Source organism: Streptomyces sp. NPDC006265 (genome assembly GCF_040613555.1).
Taxonomy (GTDB): domain Bacteria; phylum Actinomycetota; class Actinomycetes; order Streptomycetales; family Streptomycetaceae; genus Streptomyces.
This window is the reverse complement of the sequence record NZ_JBEXSH010000232.1, coordinates 1-10,826: the sequence shown is the minus strand read 5'-3', so window position 1 is coordinate 10,826 and position 10,826 is coordinate 1. Positions and strand designations below refer to the sequence as shown.

Below are 10,826 nucleotides of genomic sequence, written 5' to 3'. Positions count from 1 at the left end.
AGCTTCGTGGTCTCGCCATACACCGAAGGTAAAGCCGACCCACCCTTCTTGACAAGGCAGTACAGAACTGGCTAGGTTCCTGACCGTTCAGTACACAACCATCCTGAGCTCACCGGACAGGCTTGGTCCGGCTTGCAGGACCGGTGCGGACCGTGTCGACCTCAGCGCGGGCGATCCCGCACAGCGCACGACAAAGTCATGCCCACAACCGAAGGAACCACCATGCAGACAACTCACCCAGTGGCCCTTGTGACGGGCGCCTCCTCCGGGATCGGGCGGGCGGCGGCGCTCGCCCTCGTGGGCGCCGGCTTCGCGGTGGTCGGCACGAGCCGCAACGCGGCGAAGGCCGAGCCGCTCGCCGGGGTGACGTTCCTCGATCTCGACGTGGCCAGCGACGAGTCGGTCCGCTCCCTGGTCGGGGAGGTGATCGAGCGGTTCGGCCGGATCGACGTCCTGGTCAACAACGCAGGCGTGGGCGCGGTCGGCGCCGGCGAGGAGAGCTCGATTCACCAGGCCAAGGAGGTCTTCGACGTCAACGTATTCGGCCTGATGCGGATGACCAACGCAGTGATGCCCCACATGCGCGCCCAGGGCACTGGCCGCGTGCTCAACGTCTCCTCGGTCCTCGGTCTGATCCCAGCCCCCTTCATGGCCGCCTACGCCGCCACCAAGCATGCAGTCGAGGGCTACTCCGAGTCCGTCGACCACGAGCTTCGCGAGCACGGCGTCCGGATGCTGCTGATCGAGCCGGCCTACACAAGCACAAGCTTCGAGACGAGCAGCATGGAACCCGACTCGCCCCTGCCGATCTACGCCGCACAGCGGGAGGTCTCCCGAGACGTGCTGGCCACGGCCCTGCGCAACGCCGACCACCCGGACGTTGTCGCGAAGGCGATCGTCGCGGCCGCCACCGATTCCAAGCCCAAGCTCCGCTACACCGCCGGCCCCATGGCCAAACGCGTCAGCCTCCTGCGTCGGATCGTGCCCTCGCGCGCCTTCGACAGAGAAATCCGCAAGCTCAACCGACTGGCCGGCTGACCCCGCAGTACACCCGGCGCCTGAGGAGACGCACATGTCCAAAACTAGAGACACCGAAGCCAGCATCAGCATCTCTCGTCCGACCACTCTTGAAGAAGGCTGACACACATGGAGTTCGAACACGTCACCTTCGACCTGCCACACGGCACCTTTCACGCGCTGCAGGGTGGTGATCCCGATGGTCAACCGACGGTCGTCCTGCACGGCTTCCCGGACCATCCGCCGACCGCGAAGCCCTTCCTCGCCGAGCTCGGCCGCCGCGGCCGTCACGTCGTCGCACCCTGGCTTCGCGGTTACGCGCCGTCCCCGACCGCGGGGCCGTTCGACTTCGCATCCCTCACCGGCGACGTGCTCGCGCTGATCGACCGCTGGTCTCCGGGGCGAGCCGTGGAGTTGGTCGGCCACGACTGGGGCGCCATGATCACATACGATGCCGTCGTCACCGCGCCGGAGCGGATCGAACGCGCGGTCGCGCTCGCCATCCCCCACCCACTCACGTTCGTGACCCGGCCGCGCCCCGCTCAGCTACGCCGGAGCTGGTACATGGGGCTCTTTCAACTGCCGGGAAGCGGGTGGATGGCCAGCGCCCGCGATCTCGCCCTCATCGACCGCCTCTGGCGTCAGTGGTCGCCCGGCCTCTCGCTCGATCCAGCTGTCCAGGCGGAGCTGCACGAGCACCTGCGGGCGAGCATGCCCGCGCCCATCAAGTACTACCGGGAGATGATGCGACCCGGCATGCTCAAGGCGGCGCGCCGCCTGTCTCAGCCGATCGAGGTGCCCCTGCTGCACCTCCACGGTGCCGACGACGGCTGCATCCTCCCCCCGCAGGTCGACGACCGACATCGGTTCGCCGCCCCGCACGCGCTGGAGGTCGTCCCCGACGTCGGTCACTTCCTGCACATCGAGGCCCCCGAGGCGATCGCAGAACGGATCGCGGCATGGGCCGAGTAGCGGATCACTCGACCCGGCGCCACGAGGTTGGGGAACACGGGCGGGGCAGAGCAGGTGGGCTCGGATGTTCCTGAACCCTCGCCGAACCCGGGCCGGGGTGAGCCGGGCGGGTTCGGTGGGTTTCTCCCAGGGCCGACGGAGATCGGCGGCCAACGGCCGCTGTAGCCGGTGCTGGTCGAACCCTGGAAGTACAGGGCCCCGATGGGCTCGTACAGCGCGAGCATGCCGTCGGTGTCCCCGGTCTCGGCGCGCTCGAGCCACAGTCGGCCCAGATCCTCGGGCTTGTGCGCCTTTCGCGACCGTGGTCGGTGACCGCCGGCTTCTAGCTAGGCCTGCGCCGGGTTCTGGGAGAACATGTACTTGTGGATGCGCCACCCGTCCGGGGTGCGACGCAGCACGAACAGCTCGCGGAAGTAGGCCTGGGTGCGAGTGCCGTCGGCCACGGCAATCACCGTGACGGGCTGCTCGGAGCGGACGATCGCGATCTCGTCGTAGACCTCGGTCGAGACCACATTCACGTTGACCTCCATCCCGATGGCGGCGAAGGTGCTGGCGTAGAAGGAGGCAACGGCGTCGCGGCCGCGCAGGCTGGGCCGGTTCTCGGGGATGATCTCGGCCTCGTCGGCGTAGAGCCGCAAGATCGTGTCAGTGTCCTTGATCTGCATTGCTTGCATGTACGCCTCGACTATGGCGACCGCGTCGGCGGTGCTGTTGTTGTTCGTCATGTGGTGCTCCTTTGATACTTGGTTGGCAACCCACGCCACACGTGCCGGTGACGTGCCAACTTTTCCGTTTGTGTGAGCCGGTCAGTACGCGACGTGGACGAGGCGGCGGGTGAGCTCGCCCCGCTGCAACTCGTCGACGAGAGCGACGGCGTAGTCCTCGGTGCTGATGTGGCTGTTGCCCTCGCCGTCGCTGAGCAGTTGGTGATCGCCTGTCCGGTACGCGCCCGTGCACTCGCCCGACGTGATCACCGCGGGCGGGGAGAGGCAGGTCCATTCCAGGTCGTCGGCGTTGTCCCGGACAAGCTCGAAAAGCGTCACCTGGGCGCGAACCGGCGGCAGGGCGTCCTCGGGGAACCCGGGGGTGTCGACGACCCGTACACCGAGGGAGACCTCCGGGATGCCCGCGCCGCCCACCACGGCCAGGCGACGCACCCCGGCCCTGCGTACGCCGTCCAGTACGCCGCGGCCCACCTCCGGCAGTGACTCGGCGGCCTCGATGCCGTCTTGTGGCGGTGACACCGCCAGGACCACCGCGTCGTGGCCGGCCGCCAGGCGCGCGACGGTGTCGGCGTCGCTCGCGTCCGCCGCGAGGGTGCCGTCCTTCCCGCTGCGCGCGACACCGGTCACCTCGTGGCCCCGCTTGCCCGCCTCGGCAGCGTTCCGGCTGCCGATCATCCCGGTGGCTCCGACAGCAAGATGCGCATCCCACGACCTCCTTGTAGTCATCGCGTGTGCCGCGCACACGCCTTCCCCGAGAAGGTATCAATGAGATACTGGTTACTTCAAAGATACTGAAGTACCCTTTGGATATGGTGAAAGAAGCTGCCGACGACTCCGAGATCTGCTGCCCGCCCCGGCTGGTGCTCGACCGCATCGGTGACAAATGGTCGGTGCTGATCGTGTTGAACCTGGGCGACGGCCCCAAGCGGTTCAGCGAACTGCGGGAGCTGCTTCATCACGTGACGCCCAAGGTCCTCACCTACACACTGCGGGGGATGGAACGCGACGGCCTGCTCACCCGCACGGTCTTCGCCGAGGTCCCGCCCCGCGTGGAGTACGAACTGACCCCGCTGGGCCACTCCCTGCGGCCCGTCGTGAAGCCGATCAGCACCTGGGCCAAGGAGCACGTGGACGAGATTCTGTCCTCGCGCAAGGCCCACGACACCCGCTCCGCGGACAGGTTCGCGGGCTGATCACCGAGTAACCCAACTGCGAGATACGGCCCGCCATGCACGCCGAATGAGCGTTTGCGACAAGTCGCGTGCCTCAGTGGCGACAACCAGACTGCTTCGACCGGTCTTATTCAGCAGCTCAACCGGCTATGCAGGTGACCACTACTGAGCTTCGGCTCACCCGCCTACGGTGGTGGAACTGCCCCCAGTCCCCCGGCGACGGTCCGACGACCGCGAACCCTCCTGCGACGGGGGCCACACGCCGGGAACCGCCATGGACATCCAGGGCACGAATGCAGCGTCAGGGCAGCGCGACGACTCCATACCGGGAGGGCCGCCGGCCCCGTTCCGGCCTGCGCGCACCTACCTTCACCACGGCATCACCGTGGTCGAACTCCACGGCGCCATCGGCCTGAGTACTGTCCCCGAAGTCCGCGCGCATAGCGACGCCGCCACGGCCCGGCAGGGCGCACGGGTGACCGTGGACCTGCGGCCGGTGGAATTCCTCGACTGCGCGACCCTCGGTCTGCTCTGCCGGGCGCGGCGCAGGGCCCTGGACGAGGCGGCCACCTGGCACTGGTCTGTGTCCATCCCTGGGACCTGCGGATCCTCAAAGCCGCCGGCCTCAGCGAGCTCTTCGCCCCCCTCGCCACAGTCCAGGACGCCCTTCGGGCCGCCGCAGGAGGACCCGGCGAACAGCGGGTTTCCGGTGTCGCGGATCCATAGCCGGTCGGCCGGGTCGACGACGACGCTCTGCACCGACTGGAAGTGCCCGGCCAGGTCGGAGGCGTCCTCACGGTTCACCTCGGCGTTGGGGTACGCCACCGGCTTCCCTTGCCGCCGTTCGGCGACGGTGAACGGGACGTCGTCGTCCCAGCGGGGGAAGTTGACGAAGCTACGGCCGTGGCGTGAGACGGTGACACCCGTCGACGTCGAGCCCCAGAAGCGGGCGACGACCGCGCACTGACCGGCGGTTGAACCGGCAGCGGCGTAGGCGGGCCCGGCGAGTTGGGTGGCGGCCAGCGATGCGGTAGTCGCCCCGAATGTACGTCGTTTCATGCAAGCGTCTCCTGCTGGGCCAAGTCACTGGAAGGCACGGCGCCTTCTCGGTGGTGGCGTGGGCGGGGCAGCAAGGCGAACGCGCTCTCCGCTATCGAGGTCAGGCGGGCGGGGCTGTGGCCGGCCGCGCCTACGACATCGATCCCGCGGATGATGGTCAGCAGAAGGTACGCGAGGTCGTCGGGATCCGCGTCGGGGGCGATGTCGCCGTTGCGCTGCGCCGCTCGCACACACTCGGCCACCGCCGTCGCGACCACGGAGAAGCAGTCGTTGGCCAGGCGTTTCACCTCGGGGTCGGAGGCGCCGATCTCCAGGGCCATCTTGGCGGCGAAGCAGGCCGCCGCCGCCCGGTCGGGGACGGGGGGTACGTCGGCGGCGAGTGGCACCCCGTTGACGGCGCGGAGCAAGTACGCGTGCAGTCGTTCCAGGGCGCCCTCGTCCGGTCCGGCGAGCGCCTTCGGCGCAAACTGCCCCAGCCGGGCGAAGTACCCGCCCATCGCCTCCAGCAGCACGCCGTGCTTGCCGTCGAACGCGGCATAGAGGCTGCCGCGGCCCAGGCCGGTGGCGGCGCTGATGTCGTCGACGCTCGTGCCGTTGTAGCCCGTGGTACGGAACTGCCGCTCGGCGGCATGCAGGACGTGGTCGGGGTCGAAGCTTCGTGGTCTCGCCATACACCGAAGGTAAAGCCGACCCACCCTTCTTGACAACTCAGTACAGAACCGCCTACGTTTCCGACTGTTCAGTACACAACCATCCTGAGCGTGCCGGACAGGCTCGCTCCGGGCTTGCAGGACCGCGACGCCGCGAAGGCAGCTTGGACGTTGAACTCATGACGTTCAGGGCGTCGCACGCAGCTCGGCGCAAGAACGAGCCAGCCGATGAAGGCTGCTTCAGAACCAATACTTCGGAGGACCACATGAGCACGGTCAGTACGGACAACACCGCACGGGAAGGCACGGGTCCCGCGATTGCCGCTGACGAGACGTTCGACGGCACGTGGCCGTATCCCGCCCGTTTCAACGAGGCTGCCGGCTTCCGTCAGCATTATGTCGACGAGGGCCCCGAGCGGCCCGGTCAGACGATCGTCATGCTGCACGGTGAGCCCACGTGGGGCTACGAGTGGCGCCATCTGATCGGGCCGCTGTCACGTCACCATCGGGTGGTCGTTCCCGACCACATGGGCTTCGGCAAGAGCGAGACGCCCCAGGACCGCACGTACGACGCGAGCGAACACGTCCTGAATCTCGAATCGTTGCTCGTCGACACCCTCGACCTCACGGACATTACCCTGGTGGTCCGTGACTGGGGCGGCCCCATCGGCACCGAGTTCGCATTGCGTAATCCCAGCCGGATCTCCCGGATCTTCGCGGTGAACACCGTGCTGCCTCTCGCCGAGGGCATCGGCGATCTGATGAAGGCCAACGGCGCCGAGAGCCGGTGGTTCCAGTGGGCCCAGTCGGCGCTCTCGGACGGTTCGTTCGAGCAGATCCTCGGAAACGCGGGTCACACCATCGCCCACCTGATGATCGACCTTGCGCATGTCGCCCGGCCCGAGATCGCCACGCCGACCTGGATCCGCGCGTACTCCAGCCCCTTCCCGACCCCGGCGGAGTGCCGCGGTGTCATCGCCTTCCCCCGGCAGGTTCTGGAGGGCCCGCAGGGCCCCCCGCCCGGCCCGCCACCCATGGAAGCCGTCGCCGCGCTGCGAGCCGTGCCGGCGATGCTGGCGGTCGGGATGCGGGACACCGCGCTGCTGCCCGAGTACGTGATTCCGTCGTTCCGGCTCAGCTACCCCGACGCACCCGTGGTCGAGATTCCGAACGCCGGCCACTTCCCGACCGAGGACGCTCCCGAGACGCTGCTGGCACTGCTCGAACTCTTCCTGCAGACGTCCGTGCGCACCTGAAGGCCGAACGGCCGGCTCCGCGTGTGCGGAGCCGGCCGTTCGACGTGAGTGAGGCGCCCACATCGACAAGGTCGTAGCCTTCTCCGGCATGTCCGGGTGAGGACCTACCTCTCGTGTGACGTGGCGGTGCTCCGCGTCGGGGACCTCGCGCATGCCGCCGCGTGGGGTGGGACGGCATGGCCCGCCGGGTCGGCCCCGCGACTCCCAATCCGCAGCACAGTACGCGGCGCGGGGACGGCGCCCAGCTCTACGAGGGCGCCGAGGCGGAGCACTGGCACGAATTCGTGCAAACGCGGTCCGAGTTGGCGGAGCGGCGGCCGAAGTACCATCGCCTGCCGGCGGCGAGGCGTTCGGCGACTGACCGTGCGGTTCAAGCCCGGCGATATCGCTCACGCAGTGGAGCAACTCGACTGAATGCGAGGGCAGTTTTTCGCTACAGTAACCGCCCAGACGACCGCCCGGCGGCGGGTAAGCCTACGGACTGTGCCTGCGGGGCGTCGAAGGGGGCCGACTGGATCAGCCGCCTGTGCGACAAGGCCGGCCGTGCCCTTTCTCAGCAGCCGCTGGGCTGCGCCGCTCGCACACACTCGGCCACCGCCGTCGCGACCACGGAGAAACCGTCGTTGGCGAGGCGTTGCACCTCGGGGTCGAAGGCGCCGAGCTCCAGGGCCATCTTGGCGGCGAAACCATCGAGCGGTTTGGGCTGCTGCCCGGCGGCATGCTCACCGAATGGGCGTCGTGGCGGTGGGTGATGTACGTGAACGCCGCCTTCGCGGCCCCCGCCCTGATCGGTGCATTGCTGCTGGCCAAGCCCGTGATCACCTAAAAGCCCAAACTCAACATTCCGGGCATCGCCGTGGTGGGCGAGGGCCAACCTATCGCACTTGACAACTCGGTACAGAACCACCTAGATTTCTGACTGTTCAGTACACAACTTCCTGGGCTCACCGGCCAGGCTCCGCGCACGCCTGGCGCGATTGAGGGCAACCCATGCCTTTGAACTCCTCCGCGCCGCCCGGCGTTGCGACGCTTCCAGGCCGGCAAGGCCCGGTCTGATCCTGGCGACGGCGAGTTTCATCGCCGTACGGGATCTGTACATCACGAACGTCGGGCTGTCCTAGATCGGCCGCGGTGTCCACGAGAGCTCGCTGTCGAACCTGAGCTGCGTGCTCAGCGCGTACGCGATCACCTACGCCGCTTACTTGCTACTTGGTCCGGGCTTGCCGGACCGCGACACCGCGAAGGCGGCTTGGAGATTGAACTCATGACACAGACGACCCAGCGACCGCCCTTCGGCGAGGACTCCCCGGCCACGGGGTCCCAGGGGAGCGACCGCGTCCGTCATCGGACGGTTTTGGCAGGCGGAGTGGAGGTGCCGATCCTTGAGGCTGGCAGCGGGCCGCTCGTTGTACTCCTCCACGGGTTTCCCGACCATGCCGCCAGCTGGACAGGGATCCTCGACCGCCTTGCGCAGGAAGGGTACTGGGCGGTCGCGCCCGCACAGCGCGGATACTGGCCCGGCGGCGCGGCCCCCGACGGCTCCTACCGCATTACCTCGACCGGCCAGGACGTCCTGACCCTGATCGAAGCGCTCGGGCGCGAGCAGGCGGATCTCATCGGTCACGACTTCGGCGCCGGGGCGGCGTACGCGGCTACGAGCCTCGACGCGAGGCGTGTCCGCAAGCTTGTCACTATGGCGGTTCCCCATCCCCGACAAGTGCTGACCGCACTCGCCACCGACGGTGACCAGCAGCGACGCAGCTGGTACATGTTCTTCTTCCAGACAGCCATGGCGGAGGCCCACCCTCTACGTCCAGCAGTTCATCGACAACGACGAGCGGGTGCGCGAGGCCCTCCAGGTCGCCGCCGAACGCGGCGGTATCAACCTCATGGAGGCCCCGCGTCCCGAGCTGGACCGGATGACCAACGGCCTCAACCACCAGGGCCTGGTCCTCCAGGTCCCGCCGTACGAGTACGCCCACCCCGAGGACCTGGCGTCCGCCGCCTACGACGAGGGTGTGGACCCGCTGATCGTCGCCCTCGACGGTGTCACCGACCCGCGCAACCTCGGCGCGGTCGTCCGCTCCGTCTCCGCCTTCGGCGGGCACGGCGTGGTCGTCCCCGAGCGCCGTGCGGCCGGTATGTCTGCCGGTGCCTGGAAGACGTCCGCCGGTACGGCGGCCCGCACCCCGGTCGCCCGTGCCACGAACCTCACCCGGGCGCTGGAGGCGTACAAGAAGGCCGGCATCACCGTCGTCGGCCTGGCCGCCGACGGTGAGTCCGAGGTCGGCGAGCTTCCGGCGCTGGACGGCCCCGTCGTCATCGTCGTCGGCAGCGAGGGCAAGGGGCTGTCCCGGCTGGTCGGGGAGACCTGCGACCACCGGGTGCGGATCCCGATGCCGGGCGGCGCCGAGTCGCTCAACGCCGGTGTGGCGGCGGGGATCGTGCTGTACGAGGCGGCCCGCCGACGCAGCTGAACAGGCGTCCGGAACTTCACCTGTACGGGGTGATTCCGGTGTCGTCGGGGCGACGAGGACAAGCTTGACGGGGTCCGGACAGATCCGGCGGGTCAAAGCAGTGTCCTAACCCGACGTCACTCGGTTAGATGAGTGTGGACACCAGAACACCCCGCACACCCACGGGGGGCCGCTCGTCGGGACTCGACGACGCTCCCGCGCTGAGCATGGTGAAGGTGCCGAGCGACCCGGCGCAGGTCATCGTCAATCACGCGAGCTTCCGCGTGCAGTTGGGCGTATCGACGCGTCGCCTCCAGTCCCCCCGGGTCGCACGGCATCTGACCGCCACCGAGGACACCGCCCGCATCCCCCAGGTGAGGGGCGAGGCGGACGGGGCCGCCGCCCGCCGCCGGCCGGTCGTCTGGAGCGGCAAATCCGCCCCCGACGACACCGGCGCGCACCGGCTCCTGCAGGCCGTGCGGCACGAGAGCGTCCGCCACGCCGACGAGCCCGCCTCGGACACCGGAGCCACCCAGGTCATCTCCCGCGTGGGACCGGGATACGACAGCCCGGGATCCCAGGGCGCGGGCTACGGCGGCGACGGCTACGGGGACGACCTCGCCCAGACCGTCGAGACCCCGGCCGTCGGCCCCCAGCGCACCCACGAGCCCTCCGACGGCACCCGGCTGCTGCCGCCCATGCGCACCGTCGGCAGCACATACGACGAACCGGCCTACGCGGACGGCGAGTTCGAGGAGTCCGACACCGACGCGGACGACACCGGCCGACGGGCCAAGCGGCACGGCGACGACCCGGCCCGGCACTCCTATTACCCGGGCCGCCGGATGAACCTCGGCGTGGTCCTGCTGCCGCTGCGCGTGTTCCTCGGCTTCATCTCGATCTACGCCGGCATGGGCAAGCTGTGCGACCCCGTCTACTTCGAAGGCGGCAAGCGCGGCTCCATGGTCAAGTGGCTCAACACCCTGCACCCGTGGGAAGTCGCCGAGCCGCTGCGCCAGTTCGCCCTCGAGCACCCGGTCGGCGCCGGTCTGGTCATCGCCTTCGCGCAGGTCATCGTCGGCGTCCTGACGGTGCTGGGCTGCTGGCAGCGCGTCGCCGCCTGCCTCGGCGCCCTGCTGTCGGCCGCGCTGCTGGTCACGGTCAGCTGGAAGAGTGTCCCGGCCTACGAGACGCCCGACATCATCTACCTCGCCGCGTGGTCCCCGCTGATCATCGCCGGCGCCCCCGTCTACTCCGTGGACGGCCGCCTCGCCGGCAGTGCCTGGCGCCGGCTCGGCCCCCGCGCCGACATCTGGGACCTGCGCCGCTACGTGCTGCGCCGTGGCGCCCTGGTCACCGCCATCGCCACCGGCATCACCCTGCTCGTCGGCTCGTTGCTCGGCGGCGCCGTCCGGGACGCCGACCGGGTCGTCGTCCCGGGCCCCGGCGAGGCCCCGCGCAACGAACTGCCCGGCTCCCCGCTCCCGGGCGAGCCCGGCAAGCGGCAGGACAAGCGGAC

At 69.0% G+C, this 10,826-nt stretch carries 10 protein-coding genes and 3 pseudogenes; 9 read left to right on the top strand and 4 right to left on the bottom strand.

Annotation, left to right across the window (positions count from 1 at the left end):
- Nucleotides 1-222: 222 nt before the first annotated feature.
- Both ABZ281_RS19990 and ABZ281_RS19985 read left to right on the top strand, forming a co-directional pair.
- Nucleotides 223-1,038: an oxidoreductase gene (locus ABZ281_RS19990; RefSeq protein WP_356657236.1), complete on the top strand. Its 816-nt coding sequence runs from the start codon at nt 223-225 to the stop codon at nt 1,036-1,038.
- Between the two features lie 108 nt (nt 1,039-1,146).
- Nucleotides 1,147-1,989: an alpha/beta hydrolase gene (locus ABZ281_RS19985; RefSeq protein WP_356657234.1), complete on the top strand. Its 843-nt coding sequence runs from the start codon at nt 1,147-1,149 to the stop codon at nt 1,987-1,989.
- A 24-nt stretch (nt 1,990-2,013) separates the two neighbouring features.
- Here ABZ281_RS19985 and ABZ281_RS19980 read toward each other — a convergent pair.
- The 3 genes and pseudogenes from ABZ281_RS19980 to ABZ281_RS19970 form a co-directional block, all read right to left on the bottom strand.
- Nucleotides 2,014-2,163 (bottom strand): annotated as a pseudogene (locus ABZ281_RS19980) (transposase); the annotation flags it as partial.
- Between the two features lie 152 nt (nt 2,164-2,315).
- On the bottom strand, nt 2,316-2,714 hold the full coding sequence (locus ABZ281_RS19975; RefSeq protein ID WP_356657232.1) for a nuclear transport factor 2 family protein: 399 nt from the start codon (nt 2,712-2,714) through the stop codon (nt 2,316-2,318).
- Between the two features lie 81 nt (nt 2,715-2,795).
- On the bottom strand, nt 2,796-3,440 hold the full coding sequence (locus ABZ281_RS19970; protein WP_356657230.1) for an NAD(P)H-binding protein: 645 nt from the start codon (nt 3,438-3,440) through the stop codon (nt 2,796-2,798).
- 83 nt (nt 3,441-3,523) lie between these two features.
- On the opposite strand from ABZ281_RS19970, the gene ABZ281_RS19965 reads away from it, so the two are divergent.
- Entirely contained in the window at nt 3,524-3,907 is a 384-nt protein-coding gene (locus tag ABZ281_RS19965; protein WP_356657228.1) for a helix-turn-helix domain-containing protein, read from the top strand.
- Nucleotides 3,908-4,160: 253 nt separating this feature from the next.
- The gene (locus ABZ281_RS19960; protein ID WP_356657226.1) at nt 4,161-4,853 is read left to right on the top strand and encodes an STAS domain-containing protein; all 693 of its coding nucleotides are present in this window, start codon (nt 4,161-4,163) and stop codon (nt 4,851-4,853) included.
- A gap of 88 nt (nt 4,854-4,941) precedes the next feature.
- On the opposite strand, the gene ABZ281_RS19955 is transcribed toward ABZ281_RS19960, so the two are convergent.
- Nucleotides 4,942-5,616 (bottom strand): TetR/AcrR family transcriptional regulator, encoded by a 675-nt coding sequence (locus tag ABZ281_RS19955; protein ID WP_356657224.1) that lies wholly within the window; start codon nt 5,614-5,616, stop codon nt 4,942-4,944.
- 245 nt (nt 5,617-5,861) lie between these two features.
- Between ABZ281_RS19955 and ABZ281_RS19950 the strand changes: the two genes are divergently transcribed.
- The 5 genes and pseudogenes from ABZ281_RS19950 to ABZ281_RS19930 all read left to right on the top strand — a co-directional run.
- Nucleotides 5,862-6,851: an alpha/beta fold hydrolase gene (locus ABZ281_RS19950; RefSeq protein ID WP_356657222.1), complete on the top strand. Its 990-nt coding sequence runs from the start codon at nt 5,862-5,864 to the stop codon at nt 6,849-6,851.
- A 634-nt stretch (nt 6,852-7,485) separates the two neighbouring features.
- Nucleotides 7,486-7,677, top strand: a complete 192-nt coding sequence (locus tag ABZ281_RS19945) for a hypothetical protein (protein ID WP_356657220.1) — start codon at nt 7,486-7,488, stop codon at nt 7,675-7,677.
- Nucleotides 7,678-8,115: 438 nt separating this feature from the next.
- A pseudogene (locus tag ABZ281_RS19940) lies at nt 8,116-8,592 on the top strand (alpha/beta fold hydrolase); the annotation flags it as partial.
- Nucleotides 8,593-8,653: 61 nt separating this feature from the next.
- Nucleotides 8,654-9,328, top strand: a pseudogene (gene rlmB, locus ABZ281_RS19935) (23S rRNA (guanosine(2251)-2'-O)-methyltransferase RlmB); the annotation flags it as partial.
- A gap of 128 nt (nt 9,329-9,456) precedes the next feature.
- Nucleotides 9,457-10,826, top strand: a 1,370-nt coding sequence (locus ABZ281_RS19930) for a DoxX family membrane protein (RefSeq protein ID WP_356657218.1), incomplete at its 3' end; no start/stop codon positions are given.